Below are 25,781 nucleotides of genomic sequence, written 5' to 3'. Positions count from 1 at the left end.
TGCATGGCCTTTGGGCGCTCGGCCTTGAATTTTAGGCATGCATACCCCATATCTAAATAAGTTCGGTAATACTCAGTGTTTGTGCGTTACGGTGTAAGCGCAGCTTCAACTGTAGTTCACACTGGTAAGCTTTTGAAAAATTAGATGTTATTTTTGGTCGATTTATAGCCAAACCCTTAAAATTTAAAGTAATTTTCAAAAGAATGTATTTAACCACGTAACAATTGTGCTATTATTGAAAATCACACTCGGGGCTGATTAGGATTCGACAGGATCTAGGAAGCCGGAGGTGCATGCAGAGGAGCGGTTTGCCTCTTAAAAAGCCGCATTTAAATAGTCGCAAACGACGAAACATACGCACTAGCCGCTTAATAACCGGCATAGGCCCTTCCACCCTAGTCTTTTCCTGCTAGCGGGGATTCGGAAGGTCATCCAAGTAGGATAGCGAGGGAACCTTGTCTAAGGGTGAACCGCGAAACAGTATTAGGCCAGCTGCAAGGAAATCCTGTTTGTCGGAGTTCCAAGCAGTTAAATAAATGACAAACTAAGCATGTAGTACCAAAGGTAGACATTTTCTGGACGCGGGTTCAAATCCCGCCAGCTCCACCACTACAAATCCACTACAGCCCAACTATAACAAGGGTTGTAGTGGAATTCCCCACTATCATACCACTTGTAATCAACAACAAACCACACCTCTTCTACACAGCTTATTTTTAAAGGCTTACGAGGCAACACGGATTTTTTTGGTTAGTTAATTTTTGAGAACGAAACACACATACATCACACGGAAAGTCGGTCAAACAACAGGCGGGTAAATCATCTTACTTTTGGTGTGTAGTGCACTTTTTGTGTGAATTTGCAGTTTTATGTTGTTCGTAACGTCAGGAAACTCGCTCGCAGGGTGCTCCATTTAAAGTAAAGTGAGCATAACTTTGTACATACAGCTTTTTGTGAAGTAGATAAGGTTAAATTGCTCTAGGGCTATTTAACGTAAACGCTTTTTCCCTGGCCTGGGTACTTTTCAAAAATGTGCATATAAACTTCGCTACACGTTTTCGGCCATAAATCGTCATCATATGATTCGGGTAAGCGATCCAATACTTCCTCAATCATATTCTTAACTCTGGCTTTGGTTCGCTGTTTCTTTCGCCAATCAATGACCAACAACTCTTGCATTTTTTCTGTAAGCTCTTTGGCTATTTGCTTGGCTTGGTTTTGTTCTTTTTCTGTTAGTGGTGCGCCTTGAATCAACAAATCGTATACGGCTAACTCTTCTTCCGTTAACCCTTCCCGTACAGTGCGTTTTTCTTCGTGTTCCAATTTATTGATGAACTTTTTTAAACGATTGAAAAACTCTTCAGCCGTGTACGCGCCTAAGTTGTATTTTTCGATCAAATCCTGAAACTTCTGCTGTAAATCTTGTCGTGATTTATTCTTAAGCACCATTGGCTGCAACTTACGCTCAATCAGGTTTTTAAGTTTTTCTGCATCCGATTGTTTTGGCTTTTTAACAGTAGCAACCATCGTCGCTAGAGCATCGAAGTCTATTTCAGCAATGTTTACAAGGTCGGGTAAATTACTTTGAATTTTGATAGTTGATATTGATTCGTCGAGTAATTCGTTTACTTGATTACGCACCACATCTAGTACATCTTCATCATCGATTGATAAGCCAGACTTAAGCCGCATTTGTGAATAAATGATATTAATGGCTATACGATATGGTACATATTGATTCGCACTGTCATCAGGCATGATGGCCTTGAATATACGGTTTATCTGTCTTACACAAGACGTAAACTCATCTTTATTCTTTGGCTCAAGTAGCATTTCACTGGCGTTATCTAATAAGGTGAGCTTTGCAAAACCTATAGTTGGTGCTGAAACAATCTCATCCAAATCAATTTTGATTGTGCTTAGGAAAGTTAGTAGCTCGTTAATTGCAACGCCCAGAGCCTCTACTAATTCTGATTTATCTCTCGCTGGGCTATCCACTTTATAAGTTGCAGCATCCTCAGCAATGCCACCACCATAAAGACCAAGCGCTTGCTGCAACGCACTAAAAATATTTATGTAATCGACTATTTGGCCCGCAGATTTACCCTCATACACACGGTTAGCGCGTGCAATAGTTTGCATGAGGGTATGCCCCCTCATTGGTTTATCCAAATAAAGTGTAGAAACTGATGGAGCATCAAAGCCTGTTAGCCACATGGCACAAACGAAAACTATTCTTAAATTATCTTCAGGATCTTTGAACTTCTCATCAATTTTTTCTCTGAAAAACCTCTCTCTATGGATCTTGTAATCAAGCCCTTTTTTGGCAAGCCTTTCATCATCGTTCTGTCCCACAGAGACAACAACGGCCATGTCTATCGCTTCCATATGTGTGACTTGAAACTTAAGTTTATTTAAGCGACTTCCAGAAGCATATTTGATTTGAGACTTTAAACTCTTGAGCTTCAATTTCCATGCTGCCTGGACCTTTTCATACATCTTAATGCTGGTTGCCTTATCGATAGACACCACCATTGCTTTTCCCAACATACCGTCAGCAAATGGCTCTCGGTTTATATAGTGTTCAACCAAATCGCTGGCAACTGTTTCTAATCGGTCATCCCTTGTGATGATGTGATAGGTCTTAGAAAATTCAGTCTCCAATCGAGTCCCTTGTTCTTCTGTAAGATCTGCATTATCTAGTATTTCAGCTATATCTTCGCCGATGGTATCACTGGATATTGATACCTCTGGAACGCGATTTTCGTAATATAATGGGAGTGTCGCGCCATCATCTACAGCGTCAGCAAAGTTATATACACTGATGTAATCACCAAATACTTCTTGTGTTTTTGCTTCACCAGCCAATAACGGCGTACCTGTAAACGCCATAAATGATGCGTTGGGCATTGCATTGCGCATATTCATTGCAAGTGAATCATATTGGCTACGGTGCGCTTCGTCTGTAATCACAATGATGTCATTGCGTTCAGATAACACGGGGAAGTTTCCCTTTTCATCTCCCTTAAACTTTTGGATTAAAGTGAAAACAAAGCGGTGATCTTCACTAAGTAATGCCTTCAACTGGGAACCAGATTCTGCTTGGCAGTTTTCGGTGACGATGCCCGTAGAGTTAAAAGTCTTATAAATCTGGTCGTCTAAATCTGTTCTGTCGGTAATCAGTACAAACGTCCAGTTCCCTGTATACTTACGAAACGCTTTCTTACAGAAGAATGCCATTGAAAAGCTTTTACCGCTGCCTTGGGTGTGCCAAAAAACGCCTAACTGCCCAACTCTTTCTTCGACATTATTAAGACCAATTAAAGCCTGATTAACACCTAGATATTGGTGATATTTGGCAATAATTTTTACAGTCTGTTTTGTTTTTACAAAGAAAATGTAGTTTTCAATAACATCTAATAAGCGCTTATGCTCACATACACCACGAATAACAACTTCTAAACTAACGCGACGTTGTTCATTTTCACTTTCAATCTTCTTCCACTCAGCGAAGTGCTCCCATTGGCTTGAAATAGATCCGACCTTCGATTGCACACCGTTAGAAAGAATGATGATCTGGTTGTAAGTAAATAACTGAGGAATGCTATTTTTATAGTCAGATAGATTATTTTTATAGGCCGTTAAAAGGTTTTTATGGCTTGCTTTTAACTCAACAAAAACCAAAGGTAAGCCGTTCACAAATCCTATTACGTCAGGGCGACGAGTTTCAATTTCACCCGTTATGCTCATTTGACTACAAATTAAGAAGTCATTATTGCTGACATTTGACCAATCTACGTATTGAACAACGCAGTCTTCTTCATCTTCAGCATTTGTTGTATACACGTAGCCATTGGTTAGCAGCTCATAGACTTCTTCATTAGCTGATATAGGTGTCATTGCACTTCTATCACGCGCAATCTCGTCTATCGCCTCTTGAACAATTAATGAGCTAATACCTGGATTAAGCTTGAAAAGTGCTGATTTTAATCTTGCAAACAAAACCACGTCATTACGAGTTTCTCTACCGAAGAACAACGGATCATCAGCAAGAGAGTGATCATCCAATGAACCAAAAACTTCACGCCAGCAAGTTGCTGTAAACCATCCCAATTCAGAAAAAAATTTAATGGCAGGTTGTTCTACTAATGCGTCTTCCGTGTATGTCATTAAAAAACCTTTCAATTATTTAGAGTACCAACTGGCAATTTCAAATTTCTTGCAATTACAGTACAAAACAAAATTGTCAAAAGTGCTTTTGCGCCTGAAACGTTTGCTAATCTCCTTAACTACATCATGAAACCACTTTATCTCATCTTCTAAATGTTCCACATTTTGATATAAATAACGTTGTTGTAATATTTTGAATACATCGCTTTTTTCAGAGCTAGTCTTCTGACCAAGAATTTCTAAAAACTGTTCTTTTCTAATACCATGAAGAATTGGTTTTTCTACATACGACTCTCTAGAATCTGCATCAGTCATAAGCTCTGAAAAGTAATCTAAATTATTTTTTATAGCATCGATAACTAAAGCTATTTCATCTTGTTTTGAGTTGACTAGTTGTTTTTGAACCTCTTCATTTAAAAATATATTAAACTCGTCTACTTCTTTAATATTCCAATCGCCCAACTCTGCACCAGGTTTATTAAGCCGACCTAAACAAGATAAATCTAGCCTGTTTTCCTTTGCTAGATTGGATACAACAACTTTAGCTTTTTCAATTACATCACAAATTGAATATTTGACTTGCTTGAATTCAGAAAGGAACAAATACAACTTGACAATATTGAAAATTTCGTGAACCTCTCTGATCTTTTCTTTGACAAAGTATTCCCAAACATATTGTTTTATATGTTCAAATTCAGAGCTTTCCAATTTGACAAAATTAAAGATTTTTCTGATGTCATCGTCTTGTTTAGTTTCCATTTTAATTGATAGATATTGGTTCAGCTCCTCATTTAACTGAGAGGGGTCTAGAACTCCAAAAGAAAACCAAGTTTGCCATATCGACGGTGATACCAACGTATTACTTAAATTGAAAGTGTATTTAGCTTCGATCTTTGAAAATCTTTTTTTCGTCTTATCATTATCCTGACCAAATGAATATTCTAAACATCTTTTTAATTCATCAACTTCAATAGTTCCAGCATAAATCTCTATTGAGAGCGCTACAAAAAACTGTAAAAGATTTGACGCCAGCTCTGAATCTATTGTTAAAGCGCTATCTATATGACTGTAAAAATATTGAAACTCGATAATTGCTTTTCTTAAAGAGCGGTAATTGGAATAACCTGACTCGATAAAAATAGCAGAAACTATTCCAAGGTTACTTATTAAGAGATTACGGAGAGCATCTTCATCTATAATTTGATTGATAAATTTAGTGTAAACATGTTCAAAATCTGGCTCTAAACATAGAGTTTTGCCGAACAGTTTCTCTTTAATGTTGGAATACGCTTGATTATCTTCTGTTTCATTACCAATAAGTTTATCTTCATCGGCAATCACAATGACTTTATAACCATCTTTCTCTACGAAATAATTGATGTAGCCAAGGATATCATTTAGTTCCATTGAGCAACGTTCAAGGTCATCAAAAACTAAGATGCAGTCTGAAGTATTGGTTAAGTAATCTGTTAGTTTAATATCTGGAACGCCAACTTTCGCTGAACCCTCAGCTTTACCGTCATCATCAAGATCGATCTTAAGCGTACCTTTCAACAACCCTTTACCAATTTTGCCAGCCAACACCATTTTTTTATTAGATAGTACAGGATTCAACTGTTGAAAGAATTTATCTTCAATCGCATCAACAGAATTAACACCATACAAACTAACGGTTAGAAATTTAAGCTGATTATTTTGATTTATAAACTCCTCAACAAAATGTGATTTACCGCAACCCCAACTGCCTTTTAATAACACAGCGTACTCTGGCTCAACAGCTAAATTACAGTAGTCTTCCAGCGCTTTGTAAATATGCTTATTTTTTTCAGACATAATGACACTCCAACTCAATTTGTCCTGAGATAAGCTTTGGTAACAACATATCGCGTTGATTTTTAAGGTTTTCATTTTTTAAAAACAACACTTCTTTTTGTTTTACGGCATCTTTCACAAATGAGTTAAATTTATCAACAACTTCACTCGGTGGTAAAACAACTTGGAACTTCTCAATATCCGTTTTAGTGAGTGCTTCGCGAGTTGCCCCCCCTTGAGCAGTCGACAACAATCTTGCTTTTCCATTTTTTGAAATCAATGTGTACATCACATACTCTGGACTCAATCTCTCACTATTGAGTCGTATAATAGCTACATGCTGATTAACTCTTGCAGGCGTGTATGCACTAGGTACTATTGAACAACGTGCCACAGAAGCACCCGTTATATTCAACAGAACATCATCAGGCTCCACAATAACGTTTTTTAAACGAGCAGCTTGCTCATCATCAATAAACGCTAAGTCTTTTGTTATTAATGTAGAATCATAAATGTTCATACTTCGAATTAGTGGAATACCTTCTTTTTTATATGCTCCTTTTCCACCCCTGGGCGTAGCTCCGCTCCCAATTTTGCTACAAAATGATTTCAATTCACCTACTTCCCAGCCCTCAGGAATTTGGCCTAGTGGCGAGTCGACGAGTTTTGGGTTGCCGTCAGCATCAAGGTTGTCTTTGTGGCTTGGGTAACGAAAGTTAACAAACCATTCACGATAAAGTGATTGCGCCATGTCTTCTAAGATGGTGATACGGCGATTGTTGTTTTCAATTAGGTTATCGTAATTTAATAATGTTTCAGAAATTTTTGATACTTTTGCTCTATCTTTTGGGATTTTGAATTTAAATGTTCTTAATTTATCGAGACTTAAATTATCCTGAGTCGTTCCTTGGGAGATACTTTGCATTTCTCGTTTTATAAAATCGATATAGTATTTTATGAAATAAACATCGACTAACTCTTCATTCGGGATAAAGCCTACAACGCTATCGGGGAAACAAGCATCCAAACCTAACACAGCAGTTTCTGCAATGTTTGCAGCAATGGTAATAACCAGCGTTTCTTTTTCCCACAACTTGCTCTGAGCTAAACCTTTCTTTGAATACGATTGTTCAAAGTTGTTAACGTAAAGGTTTGCAGCTTTGACATCTCCAGTCTGCACAAACGGATAATCCCCTCCGTATAGTGAAGGATCGTTTCTTGGTCTATGTTTCGACTTACCGCGACCTAAAAAGCCTAGCTCATCTAAATTAAACTCTGTAAATTCCCAAGCCATTACAAAACACCCAATACTTTAGTCACATTAACGGCTATAGAACCCTCCAATTCATGCGCTTCAGCATTCAATATTTCTAACTCTTCTTGAAGTGCTTCCAATTTAGCGGCAAAGTCTTCATCGTGTTCTTCTTCGCCTGCGGCAACACCGACATAACGACCAGGGTTTAGGCTGTATCCTTGTTCAATAATTTCGGCTTTAGTTGCTACCTTACATAAGCCAGCGATATCTTGGTATGCTAGTTCTCCGGTGTCGTTGGTAAACAAGTCTTCGAGTTTAAACTTACCATCGTTACCTGCATCTGGGTGTGTTTCTAGGTAAGTATTATCAATATCTTGCCCACGGTATAAGCGCACAATATTGGCGATAAAGTTAAGTTGCTCACTCGTATAATCACGAACTGCACGGGTGACTTGTCGGAAAATATGGCGTGCATCAATAAACAATACTTTGTCTTTGTTATGTGTAGGTTTGTTTTTATCTAAAAACCAAAGCGCACATGGCAAAGTAACGGTGTAAAAGAAGTTGCTCGATACAGCTACCATGACATCGACAGCATCATCTTCAATAAGCTTTTTACGGATCTCTTGTTCTGAACCACGAGCATCACTGGCTGAGTTTGCCATAACAAAACCTGCACGACCTGTTTGGTTGAGTGCTGAATAGAACATCTGAATCCAAAGGTAATTGCCATTGTCATTGCGCGGCATACCATAAGGGAAGCGATGTTTATCACCTTCTAAGCGATCTTTTTGAATTTCATTAACGTTAAACGGAGGGTTAGCCATCACATAGTCAAACTGGCCGTGTTGCTTACCATCAACAGTACCGCCTTTGGCTAACTCAAATGGATCTTCATAGTAAGAATTACTTTCGCGTATATCACCTTGCAAACCGTGAACGGCAAGGTTCATTTTTGATAATCGAACTGTATCTCCAGTTTTTTCTTGCCCGAATACAGAAAGTTCATCCGATGCGCTCTTGTTGTGATTGGCAACAAAGTCCGCAGAGCTGACAAACATGCCACCACTCCCGCAAGCAGGATCAAACACCTTGCCGTGGTATGGTTCAATGATTTCTGTGATTAGCCTAACTAATGCAGAAGGCGTGAAGAACTCGCCACCACCTTGACCTTCTGTTTTGGCAAACTCGTTAAGGAAGTATTCGTAAATACGACCAAAAATGTCTGAACCAAGACTAAAATCGATGTCGTTAAAGTTTTTCAGTAAGCTTTTTAAAATATCGTTTTCAAAGCGAGTATAGGTTTTAGGCAGGGCATCTTTAATAGCTTCGTTTTCCGCTTCCAGCGCCTTCATAGCATTATTTACATTAACGCCAATATTTGAACCTTCTGGAAGTGCTATTAAGTTTGAGTAGAGTGCCTCACTGGGAACATACATAGCGCCTTCCGCTTGTATCTTTGACTTGATGTCATTTCCACGTCGACGTGAGCTAGCTTGATCTTCAATCTTACTTTTTGCCTGCATAAAACGGTATTCAGCATATTTAAGAAATATCAATCCGAGAATTGGACGTGAATATTCTTGCGCGGTTAAACCAGTATTAGCGCGAAGTGAGTCAGCTGCTGACCACAATCGTTTTTCTAATTCTTCTATTTTTTTGAAATCTGCCATTTCTAACTCTTTAATTTTTAACTACTAGTAAAACTCGTCTGGATTAGTAAAGAACTTAATCTAAAGACTTTTAAATTTCACTGACGACAACGGCTTGACGGAGTAAACAGAGGAATAACACATCCGTATTTTGATTGTTTGAAGTCACAATAGAAAAGATCTATGCCTTCACAGAAAAAAGCTGTGGTTTCAGAGATGTTTGTTATCATTTTTTAACACCTAGAACTCAGCCTCCTAAATTACGCTGCCAATCAAAACTGCAAAGCCTATGGCTACTGAATGATCTCACAAGCCCTACCCGCCTTTCTAGTCACACGATGTCACTCCCAATTCAAAAGGAGATTATGTAAAGATTGGCTGGCTGTGAGGGAAAAAAGGCTAATACGCCATTTCAAAGCGGTGAATTCGGTCAAATGGTTTATCTACTTCCCTATATCACCAACCTAAACTCTATTTTTCACCACCAAATCAAGCACTTGTAGGCGTCTAACGACAACGAAAGTGCTTTTAAAACCTAACATTTTTAACACAATTTGTCAGTAACTTAATGTGAATAATCGCACGTGCAATAGATAACGTGTTAATTGCTGTTAAGGATAAAAAAACAGAGCATTGATTCAAAGTCAGTGATCAAACTCAGAAAACCGAAGTCCAGACATGGGGCAAACAACGAAGAGCTAATGACATTTGAGTTCGGAGACTTGGTGGGAAATGGAGGTATTCAATTCTCAGTCTTCAGATAGAATCTGTTTTGATTGACATCAGATATTCGTAGTGCGGTCAGATTGAAACTTGTATTTATACATTTTGGCCCGCCGCGATTAATTCACAATCGATTGATCTTTCGGTTTAGATTAATGAGATTGAAGTACCGTTCAATAAGTTCTAGCGGACCTGAGAAATGAGCTACATTTTCTATGCAAGAGTTCACGAGACTAAAACTCGTCTATCTGATACTTTATTACAAGGCTAGTTACGGTGACCACAGGCTTCTTTTAAGAAAGGGAATCACATGGATACACTTGATTTCAAACTAAAATATGTCGAACGAATTCGAGCCGTACATTTGGGCCTATTATTTACTTCTATTGTCACGCTAATAACACTTATAAGTGATTTTAACTCTAATTCTCTTTTATTTAATGAACTTGATGTTATTGACCAGTTTACTGATGTTGCGATTGAGCCTTTTGATTTCATCAACGACACACTGAGTGAGGAAGTTAAAAGCAAGCATGATGTGTCACATGCTAAGTCCTTGTCCCTATTTCAAAGGTTTGAAAACTCCCCTTTACATGAACAACTTTCGAGATACCAAGATTCCATTCATAGAGATGTCTGGGGGACTTACTATGGCAAGTTTAAAGAAACACTCATTTTCTGGGAAGTCTTTGAAGATGATCCTGAAACTGGCTTTAATGAGTGGGTGTCAACCCCCTATCAGTTTTTAAATGTTTGGGACTATTTCAAAAGTCTTGAAGTTTTTATGCTTGTGACGTCAATTAATGATGAATATTTCGAAGTTACTGAGTTTGAGAGACAGTCGATTAATAACCGTTGCGTATCTCCCAAGTACACAGCAAAAACTTTTATATCTGATCAAAAAGACACTTATGGTTGGGAAGAGTTTCTTCTCACTACAGATTTTAATGTTTACTTAAGTTTGGAGCCTGCAATTGAAGGGCACTGTGACTTTGTAGAAAGCGGCATCGTTGACAACCTCTCATTGAGAGTGGTTAAGACACTTCCGTTATTAGAAACAGAGATGAGTGACACGACTTCTGAGTTGCGGTTACGCTCAGGGCAAGGAGAAGAAAGATTTTTATACTATCTCTCTTTAAATACCGACGAGATAGAAATAAATTTAAATGATTATTGGATTTCGAGTGTTATTTCTGAGGACGACATAAATTCATTGCAAATCGTTGCCGATGACTTTCCTGAACTAAGGAAGTTTTTGGACGAAAATAGCAACCTTGACTTAGTGGACACTGAAACACAAAACTTTAAAGACATTGCTAAGAAGTTGCAGAGGGCAGAAGTTAAAGACTTTGTATTATTTGGTGTCCCTGTACCTCATAGGTTCATATCACCCTGGGGTTCTTTATTGATCAATATATTTTTGCTGTATCTATGTGTTCATATTCGTCAATTAGATGATATGAGAGGCATCTACTCTAGAAAGGTTACGTTACCTTGGATTGGGTTCTACGATTCTATTGTCGCAAGAATAATCACCTATTTCACAACCATATTAGTCCCATTTTTACCTACAGCTATATCACTATATCTAGCGCCAAGAAATAACGAAGTCGATTACATTTCACTTACCTTTTGTACTATCCTTTCTGCGTTTACTTTATGGTTCACGTTAAATACTTTATGGCTTATGAGTTCTGGGATATCTAGTATTATTGATGATCAAAAATGTAAAAACACATGACTTATTGATAAGCAAATAAGAAGAAACTTATGGTCAAATTTCGACTATGTCTTCTTTTGCACATAAAATTTTTAATAAAACGGTAAACATACGGCAACTTAACGAATTCAAATCTGCATATTGTTTTTTTAGGCTTCTAATTGTTAAACATTGAAGATGTTCTTGCGGCTCTCAATAACACAAATTTTGCACTAAATTAAATACATCCCACTAAATTCAATGCATAGACGCGGGTTCAAATCCCGCCAGCTCCACCAATTCCATAAATTATGACGTCCTATGACGTCTTTTTTTATGTCCACAACAACGTAAAATCAATAACTTAGCGTATAATAACGTTCAATAGCTTCCTTTAGCTTCTCTGATTTCTAAGCTGAATACGCAAATTTGCCTACCTCTCTTTCATACTTATCGTTAGACAATAATACCGAAGGTTTTGAATTGGCCGAGTATGATGAGTGTCGTAGAACAAGGAAGTAATATATGCCAAGAACCAAAACTAACTTTATCGATTTACTTGTTGAATTACCTTGGTGGGTATCAGTAATACTTTCAGCAAGTGCTTACGTAATCATGGCGTATGGATTACCAAATGTGCAAACCGATAACCCTATGATAGCCATGGTGTTTAACGCGTTTGCAATCCCCGCCCCGTTCATTGCCTCAATAATCTTACTAGTTGCGCCGTTTGCATACTTCAATTCACGCCGCAAAGCTAAACAATTAGATACGCAACGTAGTCTAGATACTATTCGCGATCTCCATTGGCGTAACTTTGAAGAGCTTGTGGCTGAAGCCTATAGTCGCCAAGGATACAGAGTTACGGAGGGAGGTTACGGTGCAGATGGTGGCATTGATTTGGTATTAAGAAAAGGTGAAGAGATAGTACTTGTTCAATGCAAACAATGGAAAGCACAAAAAGTTGGTGTGAGTGTTGTACGTGAGATGTTTGGTGTGCTCACTGCAAGCAATGCTAGCCGTGTTTTCATTATTTGTTCCGGTAAATTCACACAACAAGCAATCGATTTCGCGTTAAGCAAGCCTATTACCCTATTGGGCGCAGATGAGCTACTTTCCCTCATTCAAAATGTGCAATCTCAAACTACGTTAGAGACTGCTAAACCAGCAATCTGCCCAAGATGCGGAAGCGGGCTTGTAGAGCGTCAAGCAAAACGCGGAGCTAACGCAGGCAACAGCTTTTTAGGTTGCTCAAGCTTTCCCAAATGTCGTTACACCGAATAATGTATTTATACACGCCGAAGCGTTAGCGGCAGTTTAGATACAATAAACAGTATGTCACTGCTTACGCCCCCGCCGCTTCCATACAAGCTCCAATGTTTTACTTAATAAAGTACATTATTTGAAAGTTATTAAGCCCTAGTCTGATTTGCGGTTTAGCTTTATTAAGCAGATAGCCAACAGTAACGTTGCAATCATACCTGAAGCGCCAGCTACACCTGATGGTAAAAATCCATCACGACCAAATATAATCAATATGGTATTGGCAAGCATAGCTACTGTACCGGCTATAGCTGTAAGGCCGCCAATTGCTTTACCGCCTTTTGCTAGAAATGATAGGCCGAAAACAACGGCTGCTAAGCCTAACAATAGTTTTGCCGTATAGTAAATCATGAAAGATAAAGACACCACGCCGCCGATTAAAGGCTTAGCCCCTTCTACAGCGCCAGCAACTTGGCCGAAGGTTGAAAATAACGTTAGGCCGATACTCACCTGCACTATATTAAGCACTGCGCTAAAAGCAATAGCCGACCAACCTAGTTGCGCCTCTTTAGCTTGCACCATTGCGGTACTCGCAAAAGCAACTAGCACGGTAAAAATTGTTGCTTCAAATCCCCAGGCATACTGTCTTGAAAAGCTAATTCCGCTGCTGTAAAGCGCTGTAAAAACAGCCTGTGTTAATGCTAGTAGTAATAATAACGACGCTGTAATTTGAATGGTGCGCTTATGTGTAAATTCCATAATGGCTCTCTTTTAATTTTATAGGTAAATAGCATTTATTGGTGTTGCTAAAAGACAGGTAAAGCAAACTAATAATTTCACACAATTCGGTAAAAGTAGAAAATTCTTTAATAAAAATAGAAAGCTCAAATTCAATGAGATGGCCATATACTCATTGGTATGCTCTTTTCGTTCATAACTTTGACACTTTTCTGTTACGCCCTGCTTTTGTCCCTTGATTGGTCATTCCACTCTCACTTTAAAGTAAAACGTATTCCCAACCATTTAGTTATAATATAACATTGCTCAAAATTTTCTGTTACGGCACGTTATACAATGCAAACAAATTCAGTGATATGCGCGGATGCGCTTACCGTGTGTGTTGACGATCGCACGCTTCTAGACAATCTCAATTTTAATGTAGGAAAAGGCGAAGTATTTGCACTTTTAGGTGGAAATGGCGCAGGTAAATCTACCACCCTTAAAACCTTTTTAGGGCTTATGAAGGCAAGTAGCGGTAGCGCTACTGTATTAGGGCATAATGCCTCTACCCAGCCAAACCAAGTTCAAAAGTCTGTTGCCTACTTACCCGAATCTGTCACCTTATATGGCCATCTTTCTGGCGTAGAAAACATTCGTTATTTCTTGTCAGTGGCTGGAGTCGATAAGTCTGACGACGATATGTTCGCCGCACTTCGCAAGGTCGCACTTCAAGAAGATTCGTGGAATAAGGCGCTAACTAATTATTCAAAAGGCATGCGTCAGAAGACCGCAATTGCCTTGGCGCTACTGCGCAATGCGCCTGTACTGTTTTTAGACGAACCTACATCTGGGCTAGATCCAGCAGCCATCGACGAATTTAATGCGCTAGTGTCAGAGCTGGCAGCGGGTGGCGCTACTATTTTTATGGTTACCCACGACGTGTACGGTGCCTGCCAAGTTGCCCATCGAATTGTGCTTTTAAGTAATGGCAAATTAACCGGTTCTTTCGAGCGCGCTGGCGATACGCCAATAGATACTGAAGCCGTTCACGCAGCATTTTCAGGGCGTAATGTATGATACTGAATGTTGCTAAGATCATTTGTGCAGAACAGTGGCGCTATTGGATGCGAACAAAAGTAGCAGCGACCGTTTTATTGCTAGGCGCTATGCTTACCATAGCTGCACTGGTAGTTAACGCCTTTCACGTCGATGAGGCTGCCCACACCAGAGACCACCTTCAAACAGAAGCTGAACAACGCTTTGAGGCACAGCCTGATAAGCACCCTCATCGCATGGTGCATTATGGTCATTATGTATTTCGTGCCCCCACTCCACTGAGCGTAATTGAACCGGGTGTCGATACCTACACGGGGAACGCTATATTTTTAGAAGGGCACCGCCAAAATAGTGCGATGTTCGCCGAGCAGCGCCAATCCGCAGGACTTACACGCTTTAGTAGTTTAACACCCAGCTTTTTAGCTTTGGTTCTTGCACCTTTATTTATTATTCTAATTGGCTACGGCAGCGTGTCACGTGAACGCGAAGCCGGCACGCTAACCTTACTGCTTTCTCAAGGCACCACCCGTTGGCAATTGCTCTTAGGGAAGCTTCTGGCGCTTATAACCGCTAGCAGCCTATTTTTACTCCCGCTACTGCTTGCCTGTCTTTATGTCGCGTTTTCAAACGAAAGTGCACTTGTTGTAATACTCTTTTGCTTTAGTTATGTGGTTTACTTTTTACTGTGGGCCACGGTAGTCACTGCGTGCTCGGCCATATTTGAGAAAAGCAGCGTTAGCTTCACCGTACTTGTTGTCATTTGGATGAGCGCTTGTGTGTTGCTTCCTCGTTTAGGGAGCAGCGTTGCCACAAACATTGCCCCTTCAATGGGAAAACTTGAAGCCGATTTCAAAGTGGAAGAAAAACTTAGAAGTTTAGGTGACGGTCATGACGTCAACGATCCTGCATTCAAAAAGCTAAAAGAAGATTTACTAGCTAAATACAATGTAGATTCAGTTGACGACTTACCCGTTAACTTCAGGGGCATTGTTGCCCAGTACTCCGAAGGTCGACAAGCCAAAGTGCTTAATGAGTTTGCTGAAACCCGCATGACCGAAGAGTTGGAACAAGCCCAAATAGCACGGCAGTTTGGCTGGCTTTCGCCTACGGTTGCGGTGCGATCTATTTCTACGATCCTTGCGGGAACTAGCCTTGAGACACACCACCGCTTTTTAAGGGAAGCGGAAACGCTAAGACTTGAGTTTGTTCAGGCTTTGAACAAGGTTCACGCTGAAAAACTCGATTACAAGTTAGATATGAACCGCAACGCCAGTGAAGAAGCAGCAGACAAAGCTGTGGTTGGCGCAGATAACTGGGCGATCTTAGCAGAGTTTGATTTTAAACCAGAAGCAGGAAGCACACGCATTAGTAACGCATTGATTTATTTTACTCAGCTGTTGCTTTGGATGGGACTTACCGCACTACTTTTTCAAGCTGCAGTTAGGAGATTAAATCCATGATCCGTTTTAATGATATTAAACGAGAAGCGGGTTTCGTATTTGGTCATCGTCAGATAAAACTAACGCTTTTGGTCGTGTTTCTTTTAAGCTCGGTGTCGTTGTGGTCTGGCTATTCGGAAATGCAAGAGCAGCAAGCCACTATAGAGCGCTTGTTAGATAAAGATGAAACAGAGCGCAACGCTGTCCTTACTCACCAATCTAATTATGGCATGGTAGCTTATTACGCCTTTCATTTAACCTATGCCCCGCCCTCGCCGTTGGCGTTTGCTGCCGTAGGAGAGCGCGATGTGTTTCCGTGGAAGCACCGTATTAGAATGCTAGCGCTAGAAGGTCAGATTTATGAAAGCGATACAGACAATCCGGAGCTTGCTTTCCTAGGGCGTTTTGACTTTGCTTTCGTTACCAGTGTGCTGTTGCCTCTGTTTATCATTTTGCTCCTTTACGACTTAAAAGCGAAGGAACGCGAAGCCCGCCGTTTTGACTTACTTAATGTAACCGCACGCAATTCGCATGCTATTTGGTCATCACGCGTATTGGTAACCCTGGTGCCCTTGGCACTAGTTACACTTATTCCGTTTATTGCCTTTAGTGTAGTGAATGGCGCGTCTGTGTTTCAAACAGTAACGGTTTGTACCATCGTCATTGGCAGCATAATTGTTTGGAGCGCTATTGTGCTTGCTATAGGTGCTGCTAAGCGTTTTGCCAATTTCAGCGCCACGCACCTAGCTTCAATCATGTTAGGCGTATGGCTTGTCACAACGGTTATTGTGCCAGTTACCGGGCACACCATAATTAATGCGTCGGTCGATACACCTGAGGGCGGCGACATTGTGCTCACGCAGCGAGAAGCCGTTAATAGTGCATGGGACAAACCTGTTGAACAAACATGGGAAGCGTTTATTGAAACTCACCCACAGTGGGCGGATAAAACCGACTTTGATCCACAACGAGACAGTTCATTTAATTGGAAGTGGTATTACGCATTTCAACAAGTTGGCGACCAAACGGCAAAGGAACTTTCAGAGGCTTATCAAGCCGCCACCTTACGCAAAGATAAAATTGCAAGCTATGTTGCTCTGCTATCCCCGTCTTTGTTAACGCAACGCTTATTAACGAGTGCTGCTGATACCGATGTTAAAGCCATGGTTAACTACGAAAATAATGTTCGCGAGTTTCATGCGTCGTTGCGCAAATTCTACTATCATCACTTGTTTGAAGCCCCGGAGTTTTCATCGGCCAGTTTTAAACAGCTACCTCAATTTTCACCAAAAATAAGAAAGACACAGGAAAACACTAATGAAGACTAGTTGGGTAAAATCTACCCTCGCCCTTTCTATCGCAACGCTTTTGAATGCGCCTGCAAATGCGCAAAATACTGATATTCAATCGGAAGCGGATGTAGAGAAAATTACGGTGCATGGTATGCACCGTGCGTATCAAGGGGCATTTGAATATAAAGAAGTGCCGGCAGCAGCGCAGGATATCGACCTTGGTCTCATCAATGATGCAGGCGCTATAAACCTTAACGACGCTTTAGACTTGTCCGCTTCGGTAGCAAGGCAAAATAACTTTGGTGGCCTTTGGAACAGCTTTGCTATTCGTGGTTTTTCAGGTGACGAAAACTTACCTAGCGGGTTTCTGGTAAACGGTTTTAATGCAGGACGCGGATTTGGCGGACCTCGTGATCTCTCTGGCATTGATCATGTTGAAGTATTAAAAGGCCCTAAAGCTGCGCTGTTTGGTCGCGGTGAACCAGGTGGAGCGGTAAACCTTGTTACAAAGCGCCCCCAGTTTCGTCAAGGTGGTGAAATTAAAGCAACTTACGGAAGCTGGTCGCAGAAGCGCATTGAGGCTGATGTACAATCGGTTGCAGGCAGTACTGAAAATGTAGGTGTACGCTTAGTAGGCTTTTATGAAGATGCTGAAAGTTTCCGCGATACAGTAGAAACTGAGCGTTTTGGCTTTTATCCATCGGTTACGTGGGAAGCATCAGCAGACACCACGGTTACGTACGAACTCGAATACACCGAGCAAAAAATTCCTTTCGACCGTGGCGTAGTGGCCATCGATGGTAAGTTGGGCCATCAGCCAATTGAAACCTTTACTGGCGATCCTAATGGCGACACCATCGATACGGAAGTGGTTGGTCATCAAATTGAGATTTCTCATAAACTTGCTGACGAATGGAACCTGCTTTTGGGTGCTGGCTTACGCGATACTACTTTCGAGGGTAATGCATTAGAAAACAACTTTGGTGGTCGCCAAACGTTATTTATCGATCCTAATCAAGCCTTGTTGTCTCGTTTTAAGCGCTACCGTAATTTCCAAACCGATTACTTCGTTTTACGCGGCGAAATAGCGGGACAATTCGATACTGGGTCGCTATCACATCGCGTGATTATTGGTGCTGACTACGATAAGTTTGAAAATGACCAGATTATTCTGCGCTATCGCCCGCCATTCTTTTCAAGCGATACTGACATTAACGACTTGGACTTAGAACAGTACTTAGTGGTCGATATTTTTAATCCGGATTACTCACCACTTCCAGATGTGGAATTGTCTGATAACTTGGACCGTTTTGAAGTTCAGGAAGCGTGGGGTATCTATTTCCAAGACCAAATCAACATCACTGATAATTTCCAAGTTAGGCTGGGTGGTCGCTTCGATAAGTTCGAGCAGGAAATTGATAATCGCCTGGCGTCACCTGTAAGTACCACTTCACAAGACGACACACGCTTTTCTCCACAAGTGGGTGCTGTTTATCTGTTTGATGACACCACAAGTGTGTACGCAACTTACGGTGAAGGCTTCCGTCAGCTGACGGGGTCGGATTTCGCCGGAAACCCGTTTGAACCTAACGAATCGAAATCTGCGGAAATTGGTGTTAAAGCCGACCTCACATCAATGTTTAATAATATACGGGGTGATATCACCTTCGCCGTGTTTAATATCGAGCAAAGTAACATCCTTGTTTATGATGATAGCCCTGAGGCGTCTGACGGCTTCTTCTTAACCCCTGCTGGCGAAGCCCGTAGCCGTGGTGTTGAGTTAGACATTAACGCTGAATTTGAAAATGATATTTCGCTTTGGGTGTCGTACACCTTCGTAGATGCTGAAAGTACAAACGATGCGGCGGATGCTAACTTTGTTGCAGCCATTGAATCTGGCGATCCTTTAATTAACGTTCCAGAAAACCAATTGAGCATTCAGTTGAGCAAGGGACTTACATTTGCTGATATGCCAGTACGTATCGGTTCAGGGCTGTTGTATGTTGATGAGCGCTTAGGTCAAACCGCTACCGACTTCTACTTACCAAGCTACACCACGGTTCGTGCGTTTGCTGAAATAGAGCCTATAGAAAACTTGTCAGTTAAAGTTGCAGTAGATAACCTGTTTGATGAAGAGTTTTATACTAACTCTTTCGCAGATGTGTGGGTTGAACCTGGCGCGCCTCAGCGCTTTAGGCTTACCGCCGCCTATCGCTTTTAAGGTTTAAGGAGAGGCTTTTAAAGCCTCTCCGTTTATGATGTTCAGGTGTTGTTTTAACTAAATTAGGCGTTGTCACACGGCGGCCATTCACTCTCTTTTAATATTTGATTTTGAATAAGACGTTGACGCTTACTTTCAATAACCTGTTTTAATTCATCTCTAATTAATCTTACTGCTGGCGTAATAAGATGCCGGCTAGGCAGCATGAGCCACATTTCAGTTAGCGGTACGTGGTAACCAGTCAAAATACGCTGCAGCTTTGTGCTCAGTAAATCCCCCGCAACGTCTATACATGACTTTTTAGCTATCCCCTCTCCATCTACGCACCAGCGCCGAACAATATCACCGTCATTCACAGCGCGATTACTGTTCACTTTCACTTTAACTCTCTCGCCCTCGTTGATAAGTTCCCACGTATTGTGGGTTTGGTCGTAGAGCTTATAAAGAAGTGCGTTGTGCTGCGCTAAATCAGTCAAAGTTGTAGGCTCACCGTTTCTTTCTAAATAATCGGGAGACGCGCAAATCACATGCGGAATATTGCACACTTTAAAACCATACATCTGCGATTCTTTAACCGCTTCTTTTGTCATGGCTCTAAGTGCTACATCTACACCATCGCGGTAGAAGTCCACCCGACTGTCGCTCACATGTAATCGCAATGAAAGTTCTGGGTTTTCGCGTTGCACTTTATTTAGCAGTTCACGCATTAAATTGCGACCCATTTCCGAAGACATCGCCATGCGAAGCTCACCATGAATACTCTGCCTCTGCTCTGTTACTAATGCAAGGCCCTGCTGTAAGGTGTCGAGTGCCTGCTTTGCCATAGGCAAATACTGCTCTCCTTCAGGTGACAATCGAATTTTGCGTGTACTTCGCACGAATAGCGCTACGCCAAGCTGCTCTTCTAGACGTTTAACCGCCATACTTGCAGCAGATGAGCTAATATCAAGTTTTATCGCAGCAGTGGTTATCGAGCCCACTTCAGCCACCTTTACGAACACAGACAGGTCTTCGGTTTTCATACTTCCCTCAACGTTTATTTCACTCTTTTGATTTCAAGGCGAAAAAGACAAAGCAAAATGGATCACCTCTATTATCCACATTTTCAGGAAAGTCTTTATTGATTTTGGTCGTTTATGAGACTTATTCGAAATAATAGACTGTGCCTGTCTGTTAAATAAAGCCTACGACCAACAATTAGGAGGTTTGAATGAAACCAACGAACCGAAACAAACTTACAATAGCATCGCTATTATTGAGCACCTGTTTTCTTCTTGTACCCGGCGCACAAGCACAAGACAAAGTTATTGCAGCCAAGGATGTAGAATGGGGTTACTTGAACCCAGCCCGTGGCGACAAAAGCCCCGGGGCAGCAGACTTGTGGGGAGACCGAACAAAAGACACGGCAACGGGGATGTTAGTGCGATTTAACAAAGGCTTTGAATCGCCACCGCACATTCACAACATAACCTATAGAGGTATTGTGATTGAAGGTGAAATGCACAATGACGATCCAAACGCAGCAAAGATGTGGATGCCAACAGGTTCGTTTTGGACCCAGCCAGCAGGTGAAAATCACACCACTGCGGCAAACGACAAAACCAACCTGATTTACCTGGAAATTGATGAAGGCCCATACCTTGTAAAGCCATCAAAAGAACATTTTGACAACGGTGAAAGGCCCATCAACGTTCACGCAGACAATATGGTGTGGCTGCACGAAACAGATACCGCAAATATTTCGGCAACAGGTGTTTCTTCAGCGTACCTGTGGGGAGATACACATTCACTTTATGGCTCGTTTGTTAAACTGCCCCAAGGCTTTGAAGGTGAGATAGTAGCGAAATCTGACGAATTCAAAGCAGTCGTAATCAGTGGGAGCTTGAAATATGACAACGTTAAAACGCTTGATCCAGGTAGCTATTTTACTCTGTCTAAAGGTGCACACTCACGCATTGAAAACGAAGGTAACAAGCCTTCAATCGTATACGTTCGTGCAACATCACCTTATCAAGTGAAAGATTCCAAGTGATAAGAAATGTTAAGTATAAAAAACGCCCATTTAAGGGCGTTTTGCTAAAGCAGGTTTATAACACAAGTGCTGTTACACTTCTCGACACGATGAAGTTATTCTAGGCTCAATAGTGCCAGCGCGTCTGTAAGTGTTACTGCTTTCAGAGTTTTCTTTTACGTTGCGTAAATTATAACGTATAGCAGCGGCATGACAGTCTTGGACATCACGATACTCCCTAACGAAATTACCCCGTTCGTCATAAAGTGCAATCGCACCGCTGTTAACTTCTGGTTGCTGCTGAGCGATTTCCGTTGTGTCACATGCCGCTAATAAAATAACTGACGCTGCCAGTAGTAATCTCATACCTAAGTCCTTCTGTCTAATGTTACTTTTAAATGTAAGCTAGATAATTCAACTAAGCAAATATATTGAATAAAAAGCAATCAATTGAGATTCTGCAGCACTCTGTCTAACCGCTTGTTTCGTATAGCGACTCGTTAATTAAAAGCGATAGGCATTAGTACGTTTTTTTCAGCTCACTTACGCGGGGCTTTTCCACGCTTGCTTCGCGTATTTTCTAGGTATTCAGCAATCATAGAATAACCGTTTTGCCTTGCAAGCTGCTCTGGTGTATTGCCATCATAACCTTTCAAATCTAACCTAGCTCCTGCTTCCACCAATACTTTCGCTGCCTCTAAATGCCCATGCCACACTGCGTCATGAAGCGGTGTATACCCGTTGTTAGGACCTTGCGCGTTAAGCACTTCCTGAAAGCCAGGATATTGACTAAGTAACGTCAGCATGTCTGCACGCCCAAAATATGCGGCTTTGTGTAAAGCAATTGCGGCCATGTAGGCGCCGGTAAGCGTTTGATCTGCGCCGTTATCTAGCAACAGCTTTGCTACTTTCAGGTAGCCTTTCATCGCTGCAAGCAGCAGCGCGCTATGAAAATCACTGCCTTGTTTCAATACGGGTGCAATCGCATTAACGTCATACCCTTTTTCTAGCAGCACTTTTATTTCAGCTACCATTTCTTCTTCAGACAGCGCTTGGTTGGCAACAACCATATAAATGGCTGCTTTTTCTTGCGCTTGCTGCAGCGTTTTTGCTTTATGAGCCGCAAATAGCGCGTTTATAGTTGCAACATCTTCATTTAACGCTTTATCGTTTGCTTTTGCACCGCTTCGATTAAACCCAAGGGCTGTAGCGCCTGCCGCTGAAATAACGGTGGTATCGATGTCGGGCAAACTTAATAAATATTCCACCGCGGGAATATTTCTGTGCCACACGGCCAATAGCAGTGGCGTTCCGCCCAGGCGTACTGACTGCAAGTTTACGAATGCCCCCTCTTTCACAAGCAGTTTAACAAGGTCTAAGTTTCTTCCTTGAACAGCCAGATGAAGCGGCGCTACCCCCATTAATCTATCGAATGCGTTAACATCTGCGCCGCTGTCTATAAGTGCCTTAACACGCTGTATATCGTTATCCCACACTGCTTTGTGCAGCGGTGTTAGGTTCTGATTTATGTTGCTTTCAAACTTACTTGTATAGAGCGCCCCTATTGCTTCGTTTACCGCGGCTTCGCTAAACGAAGCGGTAATGCCCATGCCAGAGAGCACAATTAACGCCAGAGACTGGCAGGTTTTTCTTGTAAACGGGATAGGTTTATTCATTGTCTCGCCTAACTTTTTAAATGCTTTTTGTCTTGGTTTTAAATTCTGGTTTTGGTTTTTTAGCACGTTGTTAATCCCTACAAAGGACTAACAAGGTAACTGTCGATGATTACTTTACCTTCGGTATCAATATGCACATGCCAGCGCTCTTTTACCTGTACCTCAACCGATTCCCCTTTAAAGTCAGACGATTCAAATGTGTCAGCGCTAAGGTTAATTCGAAGGTCTACTGTAAACCCATTGAGCTTCGCTGAATCAGCATCGGGTTTGATATCAATTTGATCTACACGGTGCTCACAGTTAGGTTTAAACGTTTTGCGTGCCCACGCGTACCAGTCGTTGAATCCAGCATGGCCTTGAAATCGTCCCTCTGGCGCTTGCCAGACAACCTCCTCGCTGAGATTCGGTAGAAACGCTTCACTTGACGCTGGTAATTGATCGAACTGCCCAAACCACGTCGTTACAAACTGTTTGATAAGCAATTCTGGTGAGTTCATCAAAACATCTATAGCATCGGCTACCCGCTTACCATGTTGGTCACCGCGGGCCTGAACGTCTGAAAGCGTGTTGTAAACACCTTCAATGTACACCATGCGATGGCTGTAAATTGGCTTGTGGTACTGCATTTTTGCAAGATAAGCGAGCTGTTCTAGCGGGCGTAAGAATTCTTCCACACTGAAATGGTTATAGCCTAGCGGTCCATAAGACTCTTTTGGGCCACCTACCGAAATGGACAGTAAAAAGTGCTTATTCGCCAGCTTGTTTCCTTCAGGGCCAAACGCAAAATTATAAGTAAATACTTGGTCAATCCAGCGCTTAAGTAAAGCTGGTACAGAATACCAGTGGAAAGGAAACTGCAGCACAATTACCTCAGCTTCAAGCAAGGCTTTTTGCTCTGCCTCTACATCAATTGGGTTGTTAGAATAAAGGGTGTCCAAACGTCTAACTTCAATGTCGTCTATGCGCTTAGTCAGGCTTTGCAAAATAGCGCTATTAGCATTGGACTGATCTAAATTAGGATGGCCGGAGATAACTAATACTTTACTCATTACTTCTACCTTTGCGTGATAATTTTATGGTTGGTTCAAAGTGAACAGATAGAAGTTTATGCTTGAACAACCTTTAGTTTTAGATGATTATTAATTCAAAGATTATTAGTTTAAAACTAACAATTAAATTCTAGACATAATTTTGGGCTTGAAACCCTTCGACCAATTTGTCACTTAGACTTTCAAGAGGCGCTACAAGTGAACGGCACCACATTCCAACAACTTATTGTTTTTCATGCTATTGCCGATGAAGGCAGTATTAGTGGCGCTGCTCGCCAGTTAGAAATGGCACCGCCGTCTGTAAGCCACGCGCTTAAATCTCTAGAAGCAAGTGTGGGCGTTCCTTTGTTCAATCGAACCACGCGTAGAGTTGAATTAACCGATGCGGGAAAGTTACTTAAGCAGCAAACTCATCATGCTATCGACACGTTAGATATTGCATTTGAAGAGGTCAACGCCCTTAGCTATACCCCTAGGGGCACGGTTCGTATTACCACCCCCCGCTTCGCCTTCCAACAGCTTTTGGCGCCTTATTACCAAGAGTTTTGCGAGCGCTATCCAGACTTAAAGCTTGAGGTATCGATAAACGATGCAGCCGTAAATTTGATTACCGATGGGATGGATGTGGGTATTCGCTTTGGTGATAGGATAGAAGAAGGCATGGTGGCAAAGCGATTAACTAAAGCCACTAAAGAATGTTTGTTCTGCTCACCTCAGTACGCTAAAAAGTATGGCCTTCCCTCGTCTATTGATAGCCTTCAGCAACACAAGCTCATTCAATATCGTTTTATTACCTCTAACAAACTTGCGCCACTTCATCTGTGGCAAAACCAGCAAGCTGTGAGTGTTTCAATGCCGATTGCTATGGTAGTCAACGATACAGATTTGATGATTGATGCTGCCAAAAAAGGGTTAGGTATAGGAAGAATTGTTGAACCTATGGTGGATGAATTATTTGAAACCGGCGAGCTTGTTCCCGTACTTAAAGAGAACTGGTTTCCTTATTCAGGGCTATTTATGTATTTTCAGCAACATAGTCAAAAGGCCCAAAGAATTAGGGCCTTAATCGACTTTCTTGAAGAAAAACACGCAGTTTTACGCTAGCGCCTGTTGGTTTTTACTGTGCATCAAATCTCAACAGGCGTTAGTAACTTGTTTGCTTTCAGTGCGCTAGGGTATCGTTTTTAACTTGCTGCAGATCCGCCAAGCGGTCTTTCGCATTTTCTGGCGCAATCGCTAAAATATCGCGACTGCCCGCCTCCTCTCTCTTTTCTAGTGTCACTGAAGTAATCAGCCATTGCCCTTCTATCTTTTTAAAAGTGAAGTGGTAGATGCCCGAAACTTGCCAAAAACCATCATGCCCTAGCCAATGACTGGCAGTAAATGGCACGTTAGCAAACGCTATATCTTCTTTTCGATTAATACTTGGGTTTCCCAAGTTGTGGAATGTTTTGTCAAAGCCAGGCAAGAAAGCCGCCCAGTTTTGCATTAAGATCTCACGTTTTTGGGTTACCGCTTCGCCCCCAAACAAACTGGTGTAGTCTGTTGTTACATGTGGGGCAAACAGTAAGGTTAAGTATTCATAAGCATTGTTGTCAGCTAATGCTGAAAAGCTATTCAGGTTGCTGTGAATACTTGCAATGTCTTTATCACGGTTCGAATGGGATGTGGCGGCATGGCCCATAGTAAAAACTCCAACTAACATGACACAAATTATGGCTTTAAATTTCATTTCTGAGCCTT

The 25,781-nt window shown here is 41.4% G+C and carries 18 protein-coding genes and 1 other RNA gene; 9 read left to right on the top strand and 10 right to left on the bottom strand.

The features are described 5' to 3' along the window. The first annotated feature begins 250 nt into the window (after positions 1 to 250). Positions 251 to 609: a transfer-messenger RNA gene (ssrA, locus tag AWH61_RS06125) on the top strand. 375 nt (positions 610 to 984) lie between these two features. Here the strand turns inward: ssrA and AWH61_RS06120 are convergent. From AWH61_RS06120 to AWH61_RS06105, 4 genes are read right to left on the bottom strand one after another with little or no spacing between them, the layout of a single operon-like run. Next, complete coding sequence (locus tag AWH61_RS06120) at positions 985 to 4,170, bottom strand: type I restriction endonuclease subunit R (protein WP_075176493.1); 3,186 nt, start codon at positions 4,168 to 4,170, stop codon at positions 985 to 987. A gap of 15 nt (positions 4,171 to 4,185) precedes the next feature. Further along, positions 4,186 to 6,003 carry a P-loop NTPase fold protein gene (locus tag AWH61_RS06115; protein ID WP_075176492.1) on the bottom strand — a complete coding sequence of 606 codons (1,818 nt, stop codon included), beginning with the start codon at positions 6,001 to 6,003 and terminating at the stop codon, positions 4,186 to 4,188. Further along, a complete protein-coding gene (locus tag AWH61_RS06110; RefSeq protein ID WP_075176491.1) occupies positions 5,996 to 7,276 on the bottom strand; it encodes a restriction endonuclease subunit S in 1,281 nt (426 codons plus the stop codon). Before AWH61_RS06110 ends, AWH61_RS06115 begins: the two co-directional genes overlap by 8 nt. Continuing rightward, entirely contained in the window at positions 7,276 to 8,910 is a 1,635-nt protein-coding gene (locus AWH61_RS06105; protein ID WP_075176490.1) for a type I restriction-modification system subunit M, read from the bottom strand. Before AWH61_RS06105 ends, AWH61_RS06110 begins: the two co-directional genes overlap by 1 nt. 1,012 nt (positions 8,911 to 9,922) lie before the next feature. Here AWH61_RS06105 and AWH61_RS06100 point away from each other — a divergent pair. Next, on the top strand, positions 9,923 to 11,353 hold the full coding sequence (locus tag AWH61_RS06100; protein WP_075176489.1) for a hypothetical protein: 1,431 nt from the start codon (positions 9,923 to 9,925) through the stop codon (positions 11,351 to 11,353). A 483-nt stretch (positions 11,354 to 11,836) separates the two neighbouring features. Beyond that, on the top strand, positions 11,837 to 12,595 hold the full coding sequence (locus AWH61_RS06095; protein WP_075176488.1) for a DUF2034 domain-containing protein: 759 nt from the start codon (positions 11,837 to 11,839) through the stop codon (positions 12,593 to 12,595). Positions 12,596 to 12,730: 135 nt separating this feature from the next. Here the strand turns inward: AWH61_RS06095 and AWH61_RS06090 are convergent, their stop codons facing one another. Continuing rightward, positions 12,731 to 13,333 carry a thiamine biosynthesis protein ThiC gene (locus AWH61_RS06090; protein WP_075176487.1) on the bottom strand — a complete coding sequence of 201 codons (603 nt, stop codon included), beginning with the start codon at positions 13,331 to 13,333 and terminating at the stop codon, positions 12,731 to 12,733. Positions 13,334 to 13,648: 315 nt separating this feature from the next. Here AWH61_RS06090 and AWH61_RS06085 point away from each other — a divergent pair, with 315 nt between their 5' ends. Genes AWH61_RS06085 through AWH61_RS06070 form a run of 4 tightly spaced genes read left to right on the top strand, consistent with a single transcriptional unit; the run spans position 13,649 to position 19,302 of the window. Continuing rightward, positions 13,649 to 14,371, top strand: coding sequence for an ABC transporter ATP-binding protein (locus AWH61_RS06085; protein WP_075176486.1), 723 nt, complete (start codon positions 13,649 to 13,651; stop codon positions 14,369 to 14,371). Beyond that, positions 14,368 to 15,810, top strand: coding sequence for an ABC transporter permease (locus AWH61_RS06080; protein WP_075176485.1), 1,443 nt, complete (start codon positions 14,368 to 14,370; stop codon positions 15,808 to 15,810). The genes AWH61_RS06085 and AWH61_RS06080 overlap by 4 nt, the downstream gene beginning before the upstream one ends. Next, positions 15,807 to 17,117: a DUF3526 domain-containing protein gene (locus AWH61_RS06075; protein WP_075176484.1), complete on the top strand. Its 1,311-nt coding sequence runs from the start codon at positions 15,807 to 15,809 to the stop codon at positions 17,115 to 17,117. The genes AWH61_RS06080 and AWH61_RS06075 overlap by 4 nt, the downstream gene beginning before the upstream one ends. After that, on the top strand, positions 17,107 to 19,302 hold the full coding sequence (locus AWH61_RS06070; RefSeq protein WP_075176483.1) for a TonB-dependent siderophore receptor: 2,196 nt from the start codon (positions 17,107 to 17,109) through the stop codon (positions 19,300 to 19,302). Before AWH61_RS06075 ends, AWH61_RS06070 begins: the two co-directional genes overlap by 11 nt. 62 nt (positions 19,303 to 19,364) lie before the next feature. Here the strand turns inward: AWH61_RS06070 and AWH61_RS06065 are convergent, their stop codons facing one another. Then, positions 19,365 to 20,324, bottom strand: a complete 960-nt coding sequence (locus AWH61_RS06065; protein ID WP_075176482.1) for a LysR family transcriptional regulator — start codon at positions 20,322 to 20,324, stop codon at positions 19,365 to 19,367. A gap of 188 nt (positions 20,325 to 20,512) precedes the next feature. Here AWH61_RS06065 and AWH61_RS06060 point away from each other — a divergent pair, with 188 nt between their 5' ends. Further along, positions 20,513 to 21,334, top strand: coding sequence for a DUF4437 domain-containing protein (locus AWH61_RS06060; RefSeq protein ID WP_075176481.1), 822 nt, complete (start codon positions 20,513 to 20,515; stop codon positions 21,332 to 21,334). A gap of 72 nt (positions 21,335 to 21,406) precedes the next feature. Here AWH61_RS06060 and AWH61_RS06055 read toward each other — a convergent pair whose 3' ends face one another. The 3 genes from AWH61_RS06055 to AWH61_RS06045 form a co-directional block, all read right to left on the bottom strand. Next, complete coding sequence (locus AWH61_RS06055; protein WP_075176480.1) at positions 21,407 to 21,679, bottom strand: hypothetical protein; 273 nt, start codon at positions 21,677 to 21,679, stop codon at positions 21,407 to 21,409. Between the two features lie 173 nt (positions 21,680 to 21,852). Beyond that, the gene (locus AWH61_RS06050; RefSeq protein ID WP_139308974.1) at positions 21,853 to 22,989 is read right to left on the bottom strand and encodes an ankyrin repeat domain-containing protein; all 1,137 of its coding nucleotides are present in this window, start codon (positions 22,987 to 22,989) and stop codon (positions 21,853 to 21,855) included. Between the two features lie 77 nt (positions 22,990 to 23,066). After that, a complete protein-coding gene (locus AWH61_RS06045; protein ID WP_075176479.1) occupies positions 23,067 to 24,038 on the bottom strand; it encodes an NAD(P)H-dependent oxidoreductase in 972 nt (323 codons plus the stop codon). A 198-nt stretch (positions 24,039 to 24,236) separates the two neighbouring features. On the opposite strand from AWH61_RS06045, the gene AWH61_RS06040 reads away from it, so the two are divergent. Continuing rightward, entirely contained in the window at positions 24,237 to 25,142 is a 906-nt protein-coding gene (locus AWH61_RS06040) for a LysR family transcriptional regulator (RefSeq protein ID WP_075176478.1), read from the top strand. Between the two features lie 58 nt (positions 25,143 to 25,200). Here the strand turns inward: AWH61_RS06040 and AWH61_RS06035 are convergent, their stop codons facing one another. Further along, the gene (locus tag AWH61_RS06035) at positions 25,201 to 25,770 is read right to left on the bottom strand and encodes a nuclear transport factor 2 family protein (RefSeq protein WP_075176477.1); all 570 of its coding nucleotides are present in this window, start codon (positions 25,768 to 25,770) and stop codon (positions 25,201 to 25,203) included. Positions 25,771 to 25,781 lie beyond the last annotated feature (11 nt).

It is taken from the genome of Alteromonas sp. W12, assembly GCF_001924945.1.
GTDB lineage: Bacteria > Pseudomonadota > Gammaproteobacteria > Enterobacterales > Alteromonadaceae > Alteromonas > Alteromonas macleodii.
This window is presented reverse-complemented; position numbering and strand designations above follow the sequence as displayed.